This window comes from Xanthomonas sp. AM6 (assembly GCF_025665335.1).
Lineage (GTDB): Bacteria > Pseudomonadota > Gammaproteobacteria > Xanthomonadales > Xanthomonadaceae > Xanthomonas_A.
On record NZ_CP106869.1, the window covers coordinates 1,232,900 to 1,254,110 of the forward strand.

Below are 21,211 nucleotides of genomic sequence, written 5' to 3' on the forward strand. Positions count from 1 at the left end.
AATTTGGTATGAGCCGGATGGTCATGTATTGCAGCTGTGACTGCTTCAGCTATGTTCGGCACTCTAGTGAATTTGTCTGCTTCGGCTTCCGGACGCTTTCCTGAGGCTGGAATCGAGCTTCAATGCGCATTCCCTCCACGTGGAGGCCTGCGTGTCCGGTAACGACGGGCTTTCAAGAAGGTTAGAGATCCGGCTTGCCAGCGACTTTTTGTCGCCAGGTGGATAGAGGTATCTGCTGTCGTTCCGAAGCGTCTTGGGTGTATCGCCCAACGCTGCTGCAACTATGGGGATTCGCATCGCCAGCATTTCATGCAGTTTGAGCGGGAAGCAATAGCGACCGAATGCAGAGTCTCTGTTGCATACAATGCCGACGTCCAAAGATGCTAAAAATCCGGGAACCTTTATCTGGTCCAAAACGCCGAGGTCAAATATCCTTTCATGGCGATAACGTCGCGCAACGTTGTCGGTAGGGCCAGCGTGCGCCAGGTAGATGTTTTCGTCCGTGCGCGAAAGTTGAAGGAAGGCTTCAAACATATCCTCTATTCCACGGTCGGCGGTCAGTGAGCCGGCACTGCCGATGATACGGGCATCAGCAGGCAAGGAGAGCGCAGACCGGGCTTCGGTTTTGCGCATTGGATGGAAAATCCCTTCCTGCACACCATTTACCACGATATGTATGGGGGCGGATGTGTGGTACTCGCTGGAAATGTAGCCGGCCAAAGCTTCGCTTACGACCGTGAGGCCATTCGCTTTTTGACAGGCGGAGCGGAACGCACGAGCCAGTCCCGGTATTTTTGAAAGGCCGAACGCTTCATAGTTGTCGTAAAGATCTATGAGGCAGGGGATGCCTTTGGTTGACGTCCAGCGCATTGCCAGAAGCGCTTGGATCATGTCTGAGCTTGCCCACACCACGTTGGGTCGCCAGTCTGCAGTCACTTGGTCGAGCCAGCGAGAGTAGCGATAAAGTCCATCGGGAAATGCATTGATCGAGTGCCACTGCACACCGAGCTCGTCAGTTTGCTCGATGGCGTTCTCTCCGCGATTTCGATAGCTGAGGGCACATACCCTTACCGAGTGACCCAGCCTGGATAGCTCGCGAGGGAGCTCATGCAAACGTCCGAAGCGGTCGTCGATGAGATCCTTGCCCGTGTATTGCCGCTTGCACAGTACCAGTGTCTTCACTAGGAGTTCTCAATGCTCTGGACAGCTAATGGCGAGCCAGGCCTGCCCTCTGGTGGACTCGCTCCACACGGCGTAGATTAGCGGCAATGGGGGGGCGCTGATAGCGTGCGCTTGGCATACGCCAAGAACAACGACGTCCGCACCCAAGTGGCGCTTCAGTCCAACTCGGTCGGGCGAGAGCGAAGATGGGCGCTTGATCGTCGCATGCGCTCGGCGAAGAGGCGATACGCGATGCAGCGAGAGCTGGACAATGCTTCTCTGCTGTTTGGCAAGAGAGGGGGCGAGCAATGGTCCGAGGCATCGTGCAAGCGTCCTGGATAGCATGGCGCCATGATGGGAGCGGTCTGTTGTAGGTGGTGTGTCACACCTTGTAAATAATGCATTGACTGAAGGCACGAACATGAACTCCATCGCGCTCCTCCGTTTGCGCGCTTTCGCGAAGGCGCTTTCACTCGATGGGCGATTCGTTGTGCCTCAATCGATCATGAGGAGAGCTTTTCGCCATCATCGCGCCATAGTCAGCGTCGACGACTTCGATGGGACCATGTCCATGGATCTCTCGCTGACAGAACATATGCAACGACGTATTTTCTGGATGGGCTATTACAGCCAAGGCATCGTGGCGACACTCGACTGGTTGCTTAAGCCGGGTATGGTCTTCATCGATGTGGGCGCCAATATTGGAGAGATCACGCTTGTGGCGGCAAAGCGGGTCGGACAGTCCGGAAGGGTCGTTTCGTTCGAGCCGGTCGATGCCCTGGCCGACCGCCTGTGCGATCACGTCTCCCGCAATGCGTTGCGCAATGTGACCGTAGTGCGCAAGGGGCTTTCCAGTCAGTCCGGCTTCGCGCCAATTTTTTCTTCCTGCGGGCAGGGGGACGCCGGTGATGAGCATCACGGGCTGGGGAGCCTTTTTGGAAGTCGCGCGCATGATCGGGAATTGCAGGAAATCGAAATCTCGACATTAGATGCTTATGTGGAGGGAGCCCAGTTGCCGTCGGTCGACGTGGTCAAAATCGATATTGAGGGTGCGGAACTACCCTGCCTGCAGGGCGCTGCGATCTTGCTGGAGAAGCACAAACCCATGTTGATCGTAGAGGTTCAGCGCGAATCGTCACTGAAGGCGGGCTACCATCAGGAAGAGATACTCGACTACTTGGCCAAGTTTGGATATGGATTCAAGGCCATCGAGTCAAATGGCGCGCTGCGGACGATCGACCGCCATTCGCTTGCTCCATATCAAAATGTCTTGTGCAGTGTTGTTGTTTCGGAATGACGGCGCCCTCGTCCGCCAGCGTCTGGTTCTTGTTAAGTCGCTTGGATCGAGGTGGCTTGGAGCGAGTGCAGGTTTCGTTGGCCAATGGGCTGCGTGCTCGCGGATACGATGTCAAGCTAATTGCCGGAAAGTTGTCTTCTGCGCAAAGTGCCGTGCTGGCTGGCGACATCCCATTTCAGGAGATTGCTCCGCGCGGTCCGTGGGAGTTCCCCTTGGGTCTTTGGCGGGCATGGCGGCGTGAACGGCCCAGGGTCGTAGTCACCACCTCAAATGATGTTGCTTGCCTCGTACTCATTTTTAAATTTTTCTTGCGTTGGTCGAGCCATGTAGTGGTGACTCAGCACCAATCTTTGTCTGGGCCGCGGGTCAGGTCCATGGGGGGGCGGCGCTTGAAGCTTGAGCTGCTCAGGATCGCCATGCGGATGTTGTTTCCGCATGCGGACAGATGTATTGCCGTCTCTGAAGCGGTTGCGAGCGACATGCAGTCTGAACTGAAGTTGCTGCCGAGCAGGGTGCTTGTGGCTTACAACCCTGTGGTCACCGCGGATTGGGAGCAACGAGCCAAGGCGCCTTTGCAGTGGCCGTGGCCGGACAGGGATGTTCCCACCATCATTTTCGTTGGCCGCTTTTCTCCAGAAAAGCGCCTGGATGTTCTTCTTCGGGCATTCGCTCGCATCCTCATTACGAGAAGGGCGAGGTTGTTGCTGGTGGGCGCGGGAGACCAGGAGGGAGCAGTGTCGGAACTTGCAATGCGAGCTGGTCTAGGCAGCAGATGTCAGTCGATCGGTTATGTTGTTGATCCCTTGCCGTATATCTACCAGTCGAGCGTTCTGGTCTTGTGTTCCGACTACGAGGGCTTTGGAAACGTTCTTGTGGAGGCTATGGCGTGCGGCACTCAGGTCGTTTCGACGGATTGTCGTCATGGGCCGCGCGAAATACTTGAGGATGGCCGCTATGGGCAGTTGGTGCCGTGTGGTGACAGCGAGGCATTGGCGGAAGCGTTGATCGCCGTCATCGATGGTCGGTTGTGGGTCGACCCCGATGCGCTGAAGCGACGAGCCGCCAATTTCTCCGAGCGAAGTTCCGTCGATGCCTATGAGCGCGTCATCGTGGGGATCGGTGCGCGCTCGGCGGCTGGGACGCGGTCGTCCGGTAAGTAAGCAGCCTAGCCGAAAATAGCAGCATCAGTGTGCACTCTCCGGCGATCAAGGCCCAAGCGGAGCCTATCGCTCCGCGCTCGGGTGTCAGGACGAACATGGTGCATGCCAGTACGAAAAGTCCCATGGTTTCCAGCAACACCCTGGCACGAACGTCCCCCCGCGCGAGCAGCCAATGCGCTAGCAGGATTCGCATGCAACTGACGGGCGCGCACCACGCGAGTAGTTTCACGACCGGCGTCGCAGACTCGAATTGGCTCCCGAGCAATGCAACGATGGCGTCAGAAACGAAGTAAAGGGCTAACCCTGCAATCATCCCGTAGCCTAGCGTGGTGGCAAACAGGGCTCGCATCATGGATGGGTGCTCGTTCATTCCGGCTCCGTGCCTGAACATCCTTGGCAACGCGGTTCCGATCAGGCCTTCGATTGGCAACGTTGCCAAGCCGGTGAATCGCTGCGCTGCGGTGAAGTTGCCGGCCACGCTATCGCCACCCCATCGCAATGCAAAGGTTTTGTCCATGGAGTTCCACGCGATTGTGCTTGCCCATATGCCGGAAAGCCCGGCCCCCTCCCTCAAATCGCTCCAAGCCAGGTTGGAGTTTGGAGCGCTTTTCAGCAGGCGATTCATGCAAGCGCGCCGCAATAACAATGCGCAAACCGCCATTGCGGCCACATGCAGCCACACATAAAGAGCGAGCCCTTGACCAGATTCGAAAAGCAAGAAGGCAACGACCGCAACGACTCTTGCCACGGAGCCGGCCACCGGTATCGCCGCGGCTTGCAAGACTTTCGCATGTGCGGCGTACGCAGCGGCAACCTGCGCGATGATCGGTGCGAACAGGATTTCCGATAGGCCAACACCCAGTAGCATCCATGTTTGCGGATGCTCGAACATGAGGCTTGCCAGCACGACGTACAAAAGCAGAAGGGCGGGGGTGCTCCACACCAGCGCACGGCTTGCCTGATGCCATCTGGTTGCAAACAAGGTTGGATCACGCGCTGTGTCCTGGTACATGCGCAGGCCCAGGCCGAAGCCGGCAAAGCCTCCCAGTGCGACGGCAAGCCCCGCGATGCCGGAGTAGCTGCCGTATCCGGATGCTCCGAGAACGCGCGCGAGCAGCAATACCCACACGAGTTGGCTGCCGACGCGCGAGGCATGCCAGAGCGTCGTGCCAATCGTGTTTCTCGCCAGCCAGCCGAGTTTTGGCAATCGAGTGCTTTTGCTCATGCCATCGATGCGTCTTTGCGCTTTTCGGCCAAGCCACCTAGCAACTTGGCATATGCGCCAGCGCGGCTGTCCCAGTCAAAGCGACGTACGTCGGCTGGATCGGCGGGGCGCGGCGAGAGCATCATGCGGGTAATCGCCTCGGCGAGCGCTTCCGTGTTGCCCGGTATCACCGTACGTAGCCCGCTACACGTTTCGGCCAAGCGCCGCACTGCAGGGATGTCCGATACGACCACTGGGCAGCCGCAGCCCAGCGCTTCTATCAGCACGAGTCCAAGGCCATCTTGATCGCCGCTTTTTGCCTCGACAAACGGGGCGACGAACAAGGCGGCGCGGCGGTAGAGGGAGGGAAGCTCCGACTGGGGGACTGCGCCAAGGAAGCGAATGGTGTCCTGCAATCCCAGGTTGCGGACCTGTTCCTTGCGCATCTCCAGTTCGGGCCCGAATCCGGCAACTGTCAACGTGGCACCGGGGACGGCGGCCCGGATCGCGTGCATTGCAGCGATCAGGAACCGTAGGCCCTTTTTTTCCACGAGCCTGCCGACGAACAGTATTTCCGTGCGCGACCGGGGCACTGCGGGGTCGGGAAAGAACCTGCCGGAAAGATCCGTCCCCATCGGCTCCACCACCACTTTGGACATGTCCGTACCCAGGTCGGCCACCTGCGCCAGCATGCCTTCGCTGACAACGGCGAGACGCGCCGATCGCCGGATCACCATGCGCTTGATCGCGCGGAACGGCCACGCCTTCAGCGCAAACAGGTCCGCACCATGCGAGGTGACCAGAAACGGCAGGGACGGCGCCACGATCGTCAGCGCAGTGGCTGCCAGCCCCTGCGGGATCAGCCAGTGCGCGTGGATGATGGCGGGCCGGCACGTGCGAAGCGTCCGATAGCCGGCGACCAGTTGGCCGAGGAAAAACCCTGGGAGCAGTAGTGCCTTCCAGGGATGGCGCCTCACGTTTGCGACCATTCCCCCATCGTTCACCAGCGTCTCCCAGCGCTGCGGCGCATAGCGGTAACGATGGATTTCGACGGAATCCATCAGTTCGCGTTCTAGCGCGCCGCTGGCATGGGGACAGATCACCACGACGCGGAACCGGTCGGTCAAGCGTCTGGACAGTTCATGCACGAAGCCAGGCTCTGGGTCGTCGCGCCAACGGGGATAGGTGGACGTCAGCACCAAGAGCGTTGGCTTGGTCATGTCGCTGCTCGCCCGCGCGCGCTCAGGCGTCGCGCCGGTAGGTCAGGTTGGTGATCTGCTCCGAGATCAATCCGATCAGGAAGATGATCACCGATGCGCTGAACAGCAGCGTGCTCATGTTGGTGAAACGATGCATCGTCGCGAAGGTGTAGCCGTAGTAGGCGAGCCCGAGGGCGAAGAACGCCATTGACACCGGCACGAACAGCTTCAGCGGCGAGTACAGGGTGGCGATCTTGAAGATGATCAGCAGGAAACGGATGCCGTCCTTCATCGGGCGGATATGGCTGCCGTTGCCGACGCGCCTGGCGACCGGGATCGGCACATAGGCCACGGGGTAGGCGCTGCGGAAGAAGGCCATGGTGCTGGTGGTGGGGTAGCTGAAGCCGTTGGGGAGCAGGTGCAGGAACTCGCGGAACCTGTCCGCGCGCACGGCACGGAAGCCGGAGGTGAGGTCCTTCACCTCGAAGCCGGTCATGCGGCTCGCCAGCCAGTTGTAGAAGCGGTTGGCGAGGCCGCGGTGCACGCTGGCCTGGCCGCTGCTGTCGCGCGCGCCGACCACCATGTCGTAGCCTTGGCCAAGCTTGGTCAGCAGCTTCTGGATGTCGCCAGGGTCGTGCTGTCCGTCGGCGTCCATGAACACGAGGATGTCGCCGCTCGCGGCGCGCGCGCCGCGCTTGATCGCCGCGCCATTGCCCATCGAGTAGGGGCTGCCGATGACCCGGGCGCCCTGGTCGCGCGCAACCTGGGCGGTCGCGTCGGTCGAGCCGTCGTCGACCACGATGATCTCGGCATCCGGCATTTCCTCACGCAGCCGGGGCAGCGTGCGCGACAGGCCGGCCACCTCGTTCTTGGCTGGTAGGATGATGCTGATCTTGTCCAAAGGTCGACCCCTAGTTCCCCATCCGCTATGGTAATCCCAGTCGCGGCCGGATACTCGGCGCGCCCCGCCATGCCGCCCGGCTGCTCGCCGCTGAGCGGGGCGGTTGCACGGGATTTGCAGTATCTTAGGTCCGCAAGAACGGGGGCTTTTCCATGAACGCAGCTGTCTCGGCCAACCTGGTTGGCATCACCGGTATCGCGCGCCGCCTGGTTCAGGATGGCGCGGTCGAAGAAGCGGTCGCGCGGACCGCGATGGCGCATGCCGCCGAAGCCAAGATCCCGCTGCCGCAATGGTTCTCGGAGAAGAAGCTGGTCACCGCGGCGCAGCTGGCCGCCGCCAATGCGGTGGAGTTCGGGATGCCGTTGCTGGATGTCTCGGTGTTCGACGCCAGCCAGAACGCCATGAAGCTGGTCAGCGAGGAGCTGTTGCAGAAGCACCAGGTGCTGCCGCTGTTCAAGCGTGGCAACCGCCTGTTCGTCGGCATCAGCAACCCGACCCAGACCCGGGCGCTGGACGACATCAAGTTCCATACCAATCTGACCGTCGAGCCGATCCTGGTCGACGAGGACCAGATCCGGCGCACGCTGGAGCAGTGGCAGGCGAGCAACGATGCGATCGGGAACAGCCTGGGCGGCGACGACGAGGGCATGGACAACCTCGAGGTCGGGGCCGGCGACGAGGACATGGGCAGCGGCGGCGATACCGGCGTGGATGCCAAGGGCGACGATACGCCCGTGGTCAAGTTCGTGAACAAGGTGCTGGTCGATGCGATCCGCCGCGGCGCCTCGGACATCCATTTCGAACCGTACGAGGACGACTACCGGGTGCGCCTGCGCATCGACGGCCTGCTCAAGAGCGTGGCCAAGGCGCCGGTCAAGCTCAACCAGCGCATCGCGGCGCGGTTGAAGGTGATGTCGCAGCTGGACATCGCCGAGAAGCGGGTGCCGCAGGACGGGCGCATCAAGCTCAACCTGTCCAAGAGCAAGCAGATCGACTTCCGCGTCAGCACGCTGCCGACGCTGTTCGGCGAGAAGATCGTGCTGCGTATCCTCGATGGCAGCGCGGCCAAGCTGGGCATCGACAAGCTGGGCTACGAGCCGGAGCAGCAGAAGCTGTTCCTGGACGCGATCCACAAGCCCTACGGCATGGTGCTGGTGACCGGCCCGACCGGTTCGGGCAAGACGGTGTCGCTGTACACCGCGCTGGGCATCCTCAACGACGACACCCGCAACATCTCCACCGCCGAGGATCCGGTCGAAATCCGCCTGCCCGGCGTGAACCAGGTGCAGCAGAACAACAAGCGCGGCATGACCTTCGCCGCGGCGCTGCGTTCGTTCCTGCGCCAGGATCCGGACATCATCATGGTCGGCGAAATCCGCGACCTGGAAACCGCCGAGATCGCGATCAAGGCGGCGCAGACCGGCCATATGGTGCTGTCCACGCTGCACACCAACGATGCGCCGCAGACCATCGCGCGCCTGATGAACATGGGCATCGCGCCGTACAACATCACCAGCTCGGTGACGCTGGTGATCGCGCAGCGCCTGGCGCGGCGGCTGTGCAACAACTGCAAGCGCCTGGCCCCGGCCATGCCGGAGAACGCGCTGTTGAAGGAAGGCTTCACCGAGGCCGAGGTCGCCGCCGGCATCCAACTGTACGAGGCCGTGGGCTGCGACGAGTGCACCGAGGGCTACAAGGGCCGCACCGGCATCTACCAGGTGATGCCGATGAACGACGAGATCGCCGCGATCGTGCTGCAGGGCGGCAATGCGATGGAGATCGCCGAGGCGGCGCAGAAGATCGGAGTCAAGGACCTGCGCCAGTCGGCGCTGCTCAAGGCCCGCAACGGCATCACCAGCCTGGCCGAGATCAATCGCGTCACCAAGGACTGATGGGGCCGGGATTCGGGATTCGGGATTGGGGATTCGCAAAAGCGGAGCGGCGGCTTCTGCCGCACCTTGATCCGGCTTCTGGTTTGGCCGGATTCGGAAAGTGGGAGTGGCTGCTCTACGAATCCCCAATCCCAACTCCCCAATCCCGGCGCTTCTACTCCATCCCCAGCTTCTTGAGCTTGTAGCGCAGCGCGCGGAAGGTGATGCCCAACTGCGCTGCGGTGCGAGTCTTGTTCCAGCGGTTCTCTTCCAGCGCCTTCTGGATCGCGGCGCGCTCGAGCTGCTCGATGTAGGAGGGCAGGGCGGAGGAGGTGGGGTCGATGTCGACTACGCCGGGCGGCAGCGCGGGGGCGGCTTCGGCCGCGGCGCGGGCGCTGTTGCCGGGCTGCGGCAGGTGCAGGTCGGCGGCGCTGATCTGGTCGTCCTCGGCCATCGCCAGGGCGCGTTCGAGGATGTTCTCCAGTTCGCGCACGTTGCCGGGGAAGGCGTAGCGGTTCAGGGCGTCCAGCGCCGAGGGCGACAGCAGCGGAGTGATCCGGCCATGGCTCTTGGCCAGCCGCGCCAGGATCGCCGCGGCCAGTTGCGGCAGGTCGCCGCCGCGCTCGCGCAGCGGCGGCACGCGCAGTTCGATCACGTTGATGCGGTAGTACAGGTCGTGGCGGAAGCGGCCGTCGGCGACCAGGTCGGCCAGGTCCTTGTGGGTGGCCGACAGGATGCGCACGTCGGTCGGGACCTCGGTGGCGGCGCCGACCGGGCGCACCGATTTCTCCTGGATCGCGCGCAGCAGCTTGACCTGCATCGGCAGCGGCAGCTCGGCCACTTCGTCCAGGAACAGGGTGCCGCCGTGCGCAGCCTGGAACAGGCCGGCCTGGTCGGCATGCGCGCCGGTGAAGCTGCCCTTCTTGTGGCCGAAGAACTCGCTTTCCATCAGTTCGGCCGGGATCGCGCCGCAATTGACCGGCACGAACGGCCCGGCCGCGCGCGCGCCCTGCTCGTGGATGGTGCGCGCGACCAGTTCCTTGCCGACCCCGGACTCGCCGAGGATGTAGACCGGCGCCTGGCTGCGCGCGACCTTGGCGATGGTGGCGCGCAGCGCGTCCATCGCGGTCGAGGCGCCGAGCAGGCGGCTGGCCTGCTCCGGCGGCGCCGGCGGCGGCGCGGCGCGCTCGGCGTTGTTGAGTTCCAGGGCATGCTTGACCAGGCCGCGCAGCACGTGGATGTCCACCGGCTTGCTGACGAAGTCGAAGGCGCCGGCCTTCAGCGCTTCCACCGCCAGGTCCATGCTGCCGAACGCGGTGATCATCGCCACCGGCGTGCGCGGGTAGTGGCGGGCGATCTCGCTGACCAGCTCGATGCCGTTGCCGTCGGGCAGGCGCATGTCGGTGATGCACAGGTCGTAGGGGTTGCTGGCCAGCAGTTCGCGGGCTTCGGCGAGATTGGCGGCGGTGCTGATGCGCAGCCCCATCCGGCCCAGGGTCAGCACCAGCAGTTCGCGGATGTCGCGTTCGTCATCGACGACAAGGGCGCTTCGGGTTTCGTTCATGTGGGGAAAAGATAGCCCAGGTCCGGGGGGAAGCGCCAATTTATCGACGCGGCAGCGGGGGCGGTGCGGTGGTGCTCAGTTCGCGAGCATGGTGTGCGGGCCGGGCAGGACCACGCGGAAGCAGGCGCCGCCGGCCGGCACCGGCACGTACTCCAGCCGCGCCTGGTTGGCCCGGCACAGCTCGCGGGCGATGTACAGGCCCAGCCCGGTGCCGTGCTCGGAGGTGGTGAAGAACGGCCGGAACAGCTGCGCGGCCACCGCCTCGGGGATGCCGGGGCCGCGGTCCATCACATCGACGATCGCGTTGCGCTCCTGCACCGCCACGCGCAGCCGCACCCGCGCCGGCTCCTCCATCACCCGTCCATACTTGAGTGCGTTGTGCACCAGTGCGCTGAGGATCTGGTGCAGGTGCTTGGGATCGACCAGCGCGTGCACCGGCTTCGGCGCGCCGATGGCCTCCAGGCTGTCGGTCTCGATCGACATGGTCTGCTGGTATTCCAGCACGAAGCGGCGCACGAACACGCCCAGGTCCAGGTTCTCCGGATTGGAACGCTCGCGTCGCGCCAGCCCCAGCACGCTCTCGACGATGCCGTTGGTGCGCTGGCACTGCATGTGGATGATCTGCAGCAGGCGGCGGTCGGCATCGCCGATCCCCGGCGACTCCTCCAGCAACTGCGAGGCGTAGTTGATGGCGGCCAGCGGGTTGCGGATCTCGTGCGCCAGGCTGGCCGAGAAGCGGCCCAGCGCCGACAGGGTCAGCGACTCGGCGCGGCGCGACACCACCGTCGCATCGTCCAGGAACACCAGGGTCAGGTCGCCTTCCACCAGCAGCCGGGCGAAGCGCGGCTGCACCTCCGGCTGGTCCGGGGACAGCTGCAGCGGCGTCTCTTCCTGGTTCCAGCCGTTGCGCCAGCGCTGCAGGCGCCGGGCCAGTTCGGGCGCGGCGCTGAGCAGGTCCAGGCGGCCGCTGGCGCTGTTGCCGTCGGCGTCGCCGAGCAGCGCCGAGGCCGCCTCGTTGGCCAGGGTGACGCGGTTCTGCGCGTCCACCACCAGCACCCCGGTGCGCATGCGGCGGATGATCAACTCGTTGATTTCGTAGAGATTGGCGACTTCCGCGCCGCGTTGTTCGGCCAGCGACTGGCTGCTGCGCGCGCGCTGCCCGATCTGGTAGCAGATGTAGGCCACGGCCAGATAGCTGGTGGCGAACATCGCCAGTTCGGCCAGGCTGCGGGTGCTGTCGCCGCCGTCCAGCGAGGTCCACAGGTACTCCAGCAGGGTCGCCGCCGCCGCGGTCAGGGCGACGCCGAAGCCGTAGCGCAGCCGCAGCAGCATCGCCGCGGCGGCGACGTTGAACAGCAGCATCATCGCGATGCCGGCGCTGGCGGCCGGCAGCGCGTGCGCGGCCAGGGTGGCCGCGGCGATGTCCGCGGTCGCGCTGCAGCACACGATCGGGGTCAGGTGGCGCTCGTTGCGGCCCCACAGCAGCAGCACCAGCGCCACCACCAGGTAGGCGCCGGCCAGCCCGACCGCCAGTTGCGGGAACCGCGGTTCGCCGATCAGCACGCTCAACGGGCTGAACACCAGGGCCGCGATCAGCCCGGCCACCAGCACCCGGTACAGCGCGAAGAAATACAGTTCGCGGCGGGGGATGGACTCGAGGCGGTCGATGAGCGAAGCGCTTGTGGGCAAGCCGGACTCCAGCCAGGCGACGGACGGCGCGAGTATAGGCGTCGCGCCGGGGAATGCGATGGCAGGGGCAGTCGGGGCGGTGGTGGCGGCTGCGGCGACCGCCCGCCGAGGGCGGGTTGGCGGGGCGCGGGCCGGTCCGGGGCTCGCTTCCCCGAAGGGCCGGACCTGCGCTTTTGCGCCGCCGCCCAGGGTCGGCGACAATATGCGGCCCGTCCGTACCCTTCCGGCCGCCATGAAAGGCCCGGATCGCTGCGGGACGGTCGTTCCTCTTCCCACGGTGACGCATGAATTTCCACGAATACCAGGCGAAACAACTGTTTGCCGATTACGGCATCCCGGTCCCGGCCGGACGCGTCGCGTCCACGCCCGAAGAAGCCGTCGAAGCGGCCAATGCCCTGGGCAATGGCCCCTGGATGGTCAAGGCCCAGATCCACGCGGGCGGCCGCGGCAAGGCCGGCGGCGTGAAGTTCTGCAAGACCACCGACGACGTCAAGGCCGCTGCGGCCAAGATGCTCGGCACCTCGATGGAGACCTACCAGTCCGCTGGCGTGGCCCTGCCGATCGGCCTGGTGCTGGTCACCGAGGCCGGCGAGATCGCCAAGGAACTGTACCTGTCGGTGCTGGTCGATCGCGGCACCCAGTCGATCACCTACATCGCCTCTTCGGAAGGCGGCGTGGACATCGAGCAGGTCGCGGCCGAGACCCCGGAGAAGATCCAGACCCTCAACGTCGACTTCGTCGAAGGCCTGCAGCCGTACCAGGCGCGCGAGATCGGCTTCAAGCTCGGCCTCAACGCCAAGCAGGCCAACCAGCTGGCCAAGATCATGGGCGGCCTGTACACCCTGTTCAACGAAAAGGACCTGGCGCTGGTCGAACTGAATCCGCTGGCGATCCTGGACAGCGGCGACCTGTACGCGCTCGACGGCAAGGTCAACTCCGACGACAACGCCACCTTCCGCCACAAGGATCTGGCCGCCATGCGCGACAAGACCCAGGAAGACGAGGCCGAAGTGCGCGCCAGCGAGTACGACCTGAACTACGTGACCATGGACGGCAACATCGGCTGCATGGTCAACGGCGCCGGCCTGGCGATGGCCACCATGGACGTGATCGCGCTCAACGGCGGTTCGCCGGCCAACTTCCTGGACGTCGGCGGCGGCGCCACCAAGGAGCGCGTGACCGAGGCGTTCAAGCTGATCCTGTCCTCGGACAAGGTCAAGGCGATCTTCGTCAACATCTTCGGCGGCATCGTCCGCTGCGACATGATCGCCGAGGGCATCATCGCCGCGGTCAAGGAAGTGGACGTCAAGGTGCCGGTGGTGGTGCGTCTGGAAGGCACCAACGTCGAGGCGGGCAAGAAGCTGCTGGCCGAATCCGGCCTGGCGATCACCCCGGCCGACGACATCAACGATGGCGCCAAGAAGGCCGTCGCAGCCGTCGCTGCCTGAACCCACGAGACTAGGAAGAATTCATGTCTGTTTTGATCAACAAGAACACGAAAGTCATCGTGCAGGGCTTCACCGGCCAGCAGGGCACTTTCCACGCGACCCAGATGGTCGAGTACGGCACCCAGGTCGTCGGCGGCGTGACCCCGGGCAAGGGCGGCACCAAGCACATCGACCTGCCGGTGTTCAACACCGTGCGCGAAGCGGTCGAAGCCACCGGCGCCGACGCGTCGGTGATCTACGTGCCGCCGCCGTTCGCGGCCGATGCGATCCTGGAAGCGGCCGCGGCCGGCATCAAGGTCATCATCTGCATCACCGAGGGCATCCCGGTGCTGGACATGCTGCGCGTCAAGAACGTGCTGAAGTCGCACCCGGACGTGACCCTGGTCGGTCCGAACTGCCCCGGCGTCATCACCCCGGGCGAGTGCAAGATCGGCATCATGCCGGGCCACATCCACATGCCGGGCAAGATCGGCATCGTGTCGCGCTCGGGCACGCTGACCTATGAAGCGGTCAAGCAGACCACCGCGGCCGGCCTGGGCCAGTCCACCGTCATCGGCATCGGCGGCGACCCGATCAACGGCCTGAACTTCGTCGACTGCCTCAAGCTGTTCAACGAAGACCCGCAGACCCTGGGCATCATCATGGTCGGCGAGATCGGCGGCGACGCCGAGGAAGCCGGCGCCGAGTACATCAAGGCCCACGTCAAGAAGCCGGTGGTGGGCTTCATCGCCGGCGCCTCGGCCCCTCCGGGCAAGCGCATGGGCCACGCCGGCGCGATCGCCTCGGGCGGCGCGGGCACCGCCGCCGGCAAGTTCGCGGCGATGGAAGCGGCCGGCGTCAAGACCGTCCGCTCGCCGGGCGACCTGGGTGCGGCGATCGCGGCACTGGTGAAGTAATTCGAAGTCTGGATGGTGCAGTCAGAAGGCCCGCCCTCGTGCGGGCCTTCTCATGTCCGGAGTCAAACAGGGGCGGACAGGGGTGAGGTTCCGTAGCGAGATCGAAGGTCTGCGCGGCGTCGCGGTGCTGATGGTGGTGCTGGCCCACGCCAGGCTTCCGTTTCTGCCCGGCGGCTACGTGGGCGTGGACGTCTTCTTCGTCATCTCCGGGTTTCTCATCACCGGCCTGTTGCAGCAGGAACTGCAGGCGACCGGCAGCATCGATGTCCGGCAGTTCTACGCGCGCCGCATCAGGCGCTTGCTTCCGGCATTCGGCGTCATGCTTGTGGCGACGGCGGCGCTTGCGCTCTGGTTGCTGCCCAGCAGCAGTTGGGGCACGCAGGCCGAAGCCGCGCGCTGGGCCGCGCTGTGGGCATCGAACATGTTTTTCGCGGGTGCCGATTCCGGCTATTTCGATCAGGGAGCCGAAGCCAATCTCTATCTGCATACCTGGTCGCTGAGCGCCGAGGAGCAGTTCTACCTGATCTGGCCCACGCTCATCGGCCTTGCGTGGAAGTTCGGACGCCGGCGCGGCGCGACGACGCTCGTCTGGGCGCTGGTGGCGTTGGGGTTCGGGTTGACGGTGGCGGCCACCGCGCTGGAGCCATTGCATGCCTACTACCAGATGCCGTGTCGCCTCTGGCAATTGGCGTTGGGCGCGGGCGTCCAGCTTTCCGCCGGCCAGGCGCGTCTTTCGCTGCGGCGGGTCCATGCCGCTCGTGCCGTCGGCTGCCTGCTGCTGGTCGTTGCGGCGCTCTGCCTGGCACCGGATCGGATCTCGTATCCGGGGCTGTGGGCGCTGTTGCCGACGCTGGCCGCGGCGTTGCTGCTGCTGAACGGCCCGGACGGCTGGCGGGACGCCTGGCTGGACCTGAAACCGCTGCGATTCCTCGGCCGATTGTCGTACAGCTGGTATCTCTGGCACTGGCCGGTCCTGGTCCTGGGTTTCTCGTTGGCGGGCCGCACTCCATCGGTCGGACTGGTGGCCGCGGCGCTGTCGCTGGTTCCCGCGTGGCTCAGCTGGAGGCTGGTCGAACAGCGCGTTCGCACGATGGAGCGCGGCCGGGCAACCACCTGGGTGCTGGCTGGCCTGCTGGTATCGGCCGTGTTGGCCTATGCGGCGATGGCGTGGGAGCAGGCGGCTTTCGTTCCTGGGCGATCCGATACGCGGAACCAGGCCTTGCTGACGACCCTGACCACCCCGGCGCTCTACCGGCAGCCCGGCTGCGACGAGTGGTTCCATGCCGACCGCCTCGTTCCTTGCACCCTGGTCCGTGCCACGTCCGAAGAAGCTCCGACCGTGGTGCTGGCGGGCGACAGCGTCGCGGCGCAATGGTCGACCGCGCTGGAGAGCATTGCCCGTGCGCGCGGCTGGAACCTCGTGGTTCTGACCAAATCGTCGTGCCCGATGCTCGATCATCCATTTGTCTATCCGCGGCTCAACCGACGCTACGTGGAGTGCGAGCGTTGGCGGGACCGTGTGGTGGCGTATCTGCACGAGCGGCGGCCGACGTTGCTGGTGCTGGGTTCTTCGGCGGCCTATGCGTTCGATCCGGCGGATTGGGAGCGCGGGACGCGCCGGTTCCTGACGCGGATCGAGGGCGCTGCGCAGCGCACCGTCCTGCTCGCGCCGACGCCGCTCTTGCCGTTCGATGGCCCGCAGTGCGCGCTGGCGCGTTCCGGGCAGAACGGGCACTTGGCGCGGGAGTGCAGCGTACCGTTGCAGCAGGTCCGGCCCAGCGCGCTCATCGCGCGGCTGCAGGCCGCTGTCGCGGGCCATGCGTCGGTGCGTCTGGTCGATCTGGGGGATGCGGTCTGCCCAGGGCAGACCTGCTCCGCCGAGCGCAACGGCGTGCTGCTGTATCGGGATGGGCAACACCTCAACGCGAGCTATGTTCTGCAACTGGCGCCGGCGCTGGACGCCGCACTGGATCGGCCCTCTGCCCGTTGAAGGTGGCCGGATGGCGTGATCGTGGCCCAGCGTCCGACCGGCGCGCCATGGCGTGCGATGGGCCCATGGCCGGCCTGGCCGCGACCCTGGCCGTGGACGAAGCAACGGCACCGCCATTCCTGTCTCGACCCAGGCCGCCAAGCAATGGTCGGACCGTGGTTGCCGGCGCGCAGCGAATCGGGCGTCCAGTCTTTCCGCCTCCATTCGTCCCTGCCGGGCCACCACTGGTCACCGGGACGACCACGGCGCTCCCTCGACCGCTGCGGGCGAGTGGGTGTTGCCGATACTGCTCGGCACTTCGGATGCGACGGGACAGCACAGTGATCAGCGGATGGCGAACGGCGGTGTGTGGGGTGGGACTGGCGTTGGGCGTCGGTGGGATCTGCGCGGCGGCACCGGGGGGCGATTGGTCCAGTTATGCCGGCGCGCCCGGCGGCGGCCAGCATTCGCCGCTGGCCCAGATCACCCCGGACAACGTCGGGCGGCTGCGCATCGCCTGGTCGTTCCGGACCGGCGAACTCGGCGCCGGACTGCCCGATCCGGAACGGCGCCGCTTCGAGGCCAACCCGCTGGTGGTGGACGGGCGCATGTACCTGGTCACCGGCACCGGCATCGCCTTCGCGCTGGACGCGGCCAGTGGCCGCGAACTGTGGTCGTTCGACGCCAGGATTTCGCGCGGCAAGCACTACAGCGATCCGGCCTCGCGCGGGGTGAGCTTCTGGCGCGACGCGCGGGCCGTGGACGGCGCGTGCCGCGAGCGGATCGTGTTCGGCACCCTGGACGCGCGGCTGATCGCGCTGGACGCGGCCGACGGCCGGCTCTGCGCCGGGTTCGGCCGCGGCGGCACGATCGACCTGCACGCCGGCGTCGATGTGCACGACACGCCCAGCGACGCCTGGTCGAACTATGCGGTGACCTCGCCGCCGGTGGTGGCCGGCGACGTGATGGTGGTCGGCAGTTCGATCGGCGACAACCGCGGGCACGCGCTGGAGCAGGGCGTGGTGCGCGGCTACGACGTGCGCAGCGGCCGCGAGCTGTGGCGCTGGGATCCGGTGCCGCGCGCGGCCGCCGCCGCGGCCGCGGCCGGTTGGCAGCCGGAGCAGGCGGCCACGGTCGGTGGCGGCAATGCCTGGGCGCCGCTGGCGGTGGACCTGGCGCTGGGGCTGGTCTACGTGCCGACCGGGTCGGCCAGTCCCGACTACTACGGTGGCGAGCGGCTCGGCGACAACCGCGATGCGAATTCGCTGGTGGCGCTGGAGCTGCACAGCGGGCGTCGGGTATGGGCGCGGCAACTGGTGCATCACGACCTGTGGGACTACGACCTGGCCTCGCAGCCGGTGCTGGCGACGGTGCAGACCGCGCGGGGTCCGCGCGAGGCGGTGCTGCAGGCGACCAAGACCGGTTTCCTGTTCGCCTTCAACCGCCGCGACGGCACCCCGGTGTTCCCGATCAGCGAAGTGCCGGTGCCGGCCACGGACGTGCCCGGCGAGCGCGCCGCGCCGACCCAGCCGATGCCCGAGCCGGCGCTGCGCCTGGCGCGGCACACGCCGCTGACCGTCGCCGATGCCTGGGGGCCGACCCCGGCCGCGCGCCGCGAGTGCGAGGCGCTGATCGCCGGGCTGCGCTCGGACGGCCTGTTCACCCCGCCCAGCATGCGCGGCACGATCGCGTTGCCGGGCTGGGCCGGCGGGGTGAACTGGGGCGGCATCGCAGTGGACCCGCAGCGCCAGTTGGCGATCATGCCGGTGTCGGACCTGCCGATGCAGGTGGCGCTGATCCCGCGCGCGCAGTTCAGCGAGGCCGACCACGCGCGCCATCCCGACCAGCAGTTCAACGACATGGAAGGCACGCCGTACTACATGCGCCGCGGCATGCTGGCCTCGTCCGGCGGCATCCCCTGCGTCAAGCCGCCATGGGGACGGCTGGTGGCGGTGGACCTGCGCACGCGCACGGTCGCCTGGGAGCGCCCGCTCGGCACGCTGGAGGAAAAGCTGCCGTGGCTGCCGCTGGAAGTGGGCACGCCGCTGCTCGGCGGCGCGGTGACCACCGCCGGCGGCCTGACCTTCATCGCCGCGGCGGCCGACGCGCGCCTGCGCGCGCTCGACAGCGCCAGCGGCAGGACCCTGTGGGACGCCAAGCTGCCGGCCGGCGGCCAGGCCACGCCGTCGGTCTACGCGGTGGGCGGCAAGCAGTACGTGGTGCTCGCCGCCGGCGGCCGCGAAGGCATGGGAACGATGGGCGACTACGTGGTCGCATACACGCTCGACGGCGAGGGCAGCGAGGTAGTGTTCCAGCACGGCGTGGCCGCGCGGATGGCGACGCTGGCGGCGGCTGCGCTGGCGTTGTGTGCGGGAGTGGTGGCGCTGTGGCGGCGCTGGCGTCGGTGGCGCCATGCGAAGACCGGCGGTCGCGGCAACACTTGAAGTGATCGGCGCCGGGCGAGGCCGGTCGGCGACCAGCGTCGGGACTGAAGTCCCTCCCACAGTGCACCCAGCCGCATTCGGCATGCTCGCTTTTGTAGGAGCGGCTTCAGCCGCGACCGCATCGGTCGGCGGCCGGCTCCGGAAACCGCCAGGGCTGAAGTTCCTCCCGCAACGCACGCATCCGGTACCCGTCGTGTTCGCCTTCATGGGAACAGCTTCGGCCGCGATCGTGGCCGGCCGGCAGCCGGTTCCGGATTTCACCTGGACTGCTGTTCCGCTTGCAGAGTGCATCCAGCAGTTCTCGGCGCATCTGCCGTTGTGGGAGCGACTTCAGTCGCGACGCGGGTTTGGTCGGCGGATAGTGTCGAAGACTGCCGGGACGCAAATCCCCGCAGCGCACCAATGGGCGAGCGGCGCAGCGTGGCAGGGACGACCCGGCGCGGTCGCGGCGCTACACTGCGCCCTGCCGGCGCGCGGCTGCGTCGGCGCCGCTGCCGCTGGCGCGCGGTCGGCGCGTCCGAGGATGCGCGCGGCCGCGGCACGCCTTCCACCTCCCGCTCCTGCAAGGTCGTCCATGTCTTCTTCCCTTCGCATCGCCATGGCCCAGTTCGATTTCCCGGTCGGCGCCGTGGCCCAGAACACCGACCGCATCATCGCGATGATCGAGGAGGCGCGCGACGAGTACGGCGCCGACATCGTGCTGTTCCCGGAGCTGGCGGTCAGCGGCTATCCGCCGGAGGACCTGCTGCTGCGTCCGGGCTTCCTCGCCGATTGCGAACTGGCGGTGCAGCGCATCGCGGTGCGCGTGCACGGCATCGTCGCGGTGGTCGGCTGGCCGCAGAGCGCCGGCAGCGTGGTCTACAACGCGGCCAGCGTGCTGCGCGGCGGGCGCGTCGACACCACCTACCGCAAGCGCGAGCTGCCCAACTACGCGGTGTTCGACGAGCGCCGCTATTTCGACGTCGATCCGGACGGCGGCAGCTGCGTGTTCGAGGTCAAGGGCACGCCGGTCGGCCTGGTGATCTGCGAGGACCTGTGGTTCCCCGAGCCGCTGGCCGATACCGCGCGCAACGGCGCCGAGCTGGTGCTGGTGCCCAACGCCTCGCCGTTCGAGCGCGGCAAGCATGCGCAGCGCGATGCGTTGCTGGCCGAGCGCGTGCGCGAGACCGGCGTGGCGCTGGCCTATCTCAACGTCGTCGGCGGCCAGGATGCGCTGGTGTTCGACGGCGCCTCGGTGGTCGCCGACGGCGACGGCAGCGTGCATCCGGCCGCGGCTGCGTTCACCGACCAATGGCTCGTGGTGGACTACGCGACGCAGACGCGCGCGTTCACCCCGTTGCGCTGGATCGACGACGGCGACGAGAGCGTGGACGCGCTGGCCTGGCGCGCGGTGGTGCGCGGGCTGCGCGACTACTGCGGCAAGAACCGGTTTTCCAAGGTGTGGCTGGGCCTGTCCGGCGGCATCGATTCGGCGCTGGTGCTGGCGATGGCGGTGGACGCGCTCGGGGCGGACAACGTCACCGCGGTGCGGCTGCCGTCGCGCTACACCGCCGGCCTGTCCAACGACCTGGCGGACGAGCAGTGCCGCGCGCTGGGCGTGAAGCTGGAGACGGTGGAGATCGAGCCGGCGTTCCAAGGCCTGCTGCAGGCGCTGGGCCCGTTGTTCGAGGGTACCCAGGCCGACGTCACCGAGGAGAACCTGCAGTCGCGCAGCCGCGGCGTGATCCTGATGGCGCTGGCCAACAAGTTCGGCGGGCTGCTGCTGACCACCGGCAACAAGAGCGAGTACGCGGTCGGCTACGCCACCATCTACGGCGACATGTGCGGCGGCTATGCGCCGCTGAAGGACCTGTACAAGACCGAAGTGTTCGGCCTGGCGAAATGGCGCAACACGGTCGGCGGCGCGCCGGTGATCCCGCCGGCGGTGATCGCGCGGCCGCCGTCGGCGGAACTGCGCGCCAACCAGACCGACCAGGATTCGCTGCCGCCCTACGACGTGCTCGACGGCATCCTGTACCGCTATGTCGACCAGGAACAGTCGCGCGACGAGATCGTCGCCGCCGGCTACGCGCCGGAGGTGGTCGACCACGTGGTGCGGCTGGTGCGCATCACCGAATGGAAGCGGCACCAGGCCGCGCCGGGCCCGAAGGTGTCGCGCCGCGCGTTCGGCCGCGAGCGGCGCTATCCGATCACCAACGGGTACCAGGCGTAGCCGGCAGGCGCGCCGCGGTCTCGCGGCGCTTCACTGGAGAATCGCCAAGGGTTTTGCCGGTGTCTGTCGCGGTTGAAACCGCTCCTACACAGGGCGGGCCGTCAGGTCGGACAATGCAACGCGGGAAGAGAGAGCTTCAGCCTCGGCAGCGTCCATTCTGCGCTTCGTTCGCCGCGGCCGATGCCCGAGGCCGCCC

Annotated in this window: 14 protein-coding genes; 8 read left to right on the plus strand and 6 right to left on the minus strand. The window is 66.3% G+C overall.

Translation table 11 applies throughout. The annotated features are described in order from the left end of the window. Window positions 1-63: 63 nt before the first annotated feature. Entirely contained in the window at window positions 64-1,182 is a 1,119-nt protein-coding gene (locus OCJ37_RS05165) for a glycosyltransferase family 4 protein (RefSeq protein ID WP_263112617.1), read from the minus strand. 400 nt (window positions 1,183-1,582) lie between these two features. On the opposite strand from OCJ37_RS05165, the gene OCJ37_RS05170 reads away from it, so the two are divergent. Both OCJ37_RS05170 and OCJ37_RS05175 read left to right on the plus strand, forming a co-directional pair. Further along, window positions 1,583-2,458: an FkbM family methyltransferase gene (locus tag OCJ37_RS05170; protein WP_263112618.1), complete on the plus strand. Its 876-nt coding sequence runs from the start codon at window positions 1,583-1,585 to the stop codon at window positions 2,456-2,458. After that, window positions 2,455-3,618, plus strand: coding sequence for a glycosyltransferase (locus OCJ37_RS05175; RefSeq protein ID WP_263112619.1), 1,164 nt, complete (start codon window positions 2,455-2,457; stop codon window positions 3,616-3,618). The genes OCJ37_RS05170 and OCJ37_RS05175 overlap by 4 nt, the downstream gene beginning before the upstream one ends. On the opposite strand, the gene OCJ37_RS05180 is transcribed toward OCJ37_RS05175, so the two are convergent. From OCJ37_RS05180 to OCJ37_RS05190, 3 genes are read right to left on the minus strand one after another with little or no spacing between them, the layout of a single operon-like run. Then, the gene (locus OCJ37_RS05180) at window positions 3,563-4,843 is read right to left on the minus strand and encodes an oligosaccharide flippase family protein (protein ID WP_263112620.1); all 1,281 of its coding nucleotides are present in this window, start codon (window positions 4,841-4,843) and stop codon (window positions 3,563-3,565) included. The two genes, OCJ37_RS05175 and OCJ37_RS05180, sit on opposite strands and share 56 nt — an antisense overlap. Further along, window positions 4,840-6,042 carry a glycosyltransferase gene (locus OCJ37_RS05185; protein WP_263112621.1) on the minus strand — a complete coding sequence of 401 codons (1,203 nt, stop codon included), beginning with the start codon at window positions 6,040-6,042 and terminating at the stop codon, window positions 4,840-4,842. Before OCJ37_RS05185 ends, OCJ37_RS05180 begins: the two co-directional genes overlap by 4 nt. Window positions 6,043-6,064: 22 nt before the next feature. After that, window positions 6,065-6,922, minus strand: coding sequence for a glycosyltransferase family 2 protein (locus OCJ37_RS05190; protein WP_263112622.1), 858 nt, complete (start codon window positions 6,920-6,922; stop codon window positions 6,065-6,067). Between the two features lie 152 nt (window positions 6,923-7,074). Here OCJ37_RS05190 and pilB point away from each other — a divergent pair, with 152 nt between their 5' ends. After that, the gene (gene pilB, locus OCJ37_RS05195) at window positions 7,075-8,814 is read left to right on the plus strand and encodes a type IV-A pilus assembly ATPase PilB (protein WP_263112623.1); all 1,740 of its coding nucleotides are present in this window, start codon (window positions 7,075-7,077) and stop codon (window positions 8,812-8,814) included. Window positions 8,815-8,968: 154 nt separating this feature from the next. Here pilB and OCJ37_RS05200 read toward each other — a convergent pair whose 3' ends face one another. Both OCJ37_RS05200 and OCJ37_RS05205 read right to left on the minus strand, forming a co-directional pair. Further along, window positions 8,969-10,357, minus strand: a complete 1,389-nt coding sequence (locus OCJ37_RS05200; protein WP_263112624.1) for a sigma-54-dependent transcriptional regulator — start codon at window positions 10,355-10,357, stop codon at window positions 8,969-8,971. Between the two features lie 75 nt (window positions 10,358-10,432). Beyond that, window positions 10,433-12,046 carry a sensor histidine kinase gene (locus OCJ37_RS05205; protein ID WP_263112625.1) on the minus strand — a complete coding sequence of 538 codons (1,614 nt, stop codon included), beginning with the start codon at window positions 12,044-12,046 and terminating at the stop codon, window positions 10,433-10,435. Window positions 12,047-12,330: 284 nt separating this feature from the next. Here OCJ37_RS05205 and sucC point away from each other — a divergent pair, with 284 nt between their 5' ends. The 5 genes from sucC to OCJ37_RS05230 all read left to right on the plus strand — a co-directional run bounded on the left by sucC (window position 12,331) and on the right by OCJ37_RS05230 (window position 21,015). After that, entirely contained in the window at window positions 12,331-13,494 is a 1,164-nt protein-coding gene (gene sucC / locus OCJ37_RS05210; protein WP_263112626.1) for an ADP-forming succinate--CoA ligase subunit beta, read from the plus strand. A 23-nt stretch (window positions 13,495-13,517) separates the two neighbouring features. Further along, complete coding sequence (gene sucD / locus OCJ37_RS05215; protein ID WP_263112627.1) at window positions 13,518-14,390, plus strand: succinate--CoA ligase subunit alpha; 873 nt, start codon at window positions 13,518-13,520, stop codon at window positions 14,388-14,390. Window positions 14,391-14,442: 52 nt separating this feature from the next. Continuing rightward, a complete protein-coding gene (locus tag OCJ37_RS05220) occupies window positions 14,443-16,380 on the plus strand; it encodes an acyltransferase family protein (protein ID WP_263112628.1) in 1,938 nt (645 codons plus the stop codon). A gap of 353 nt (window positions 16,381-16,733) precedes the next feature. Next, window positions 16,734-18,803, plus strand: a complete 2,070-nt coding sequence (locus tag OCJ37_RS05225) for a pyrroloquinoline quinone-dependent dehydrogenase (protein WP_263112629.1) — start codon at window positions 16,734-16,736, stop codon at window positions 18,801-18,803. Between the two features lie 574 nt (window positions 18,804-19,377). After that, entirely contained in the window at window positions 19,378-21,015 is a 1,638-nt protein-coding gene (locus tag OCJ37_RS05230) for an NAD+ synthase (RefSeq protein WP_263112630.1), read from the plus strand. Window positions 21,016-21,211 lie beyond the last annotated feature (196 nt).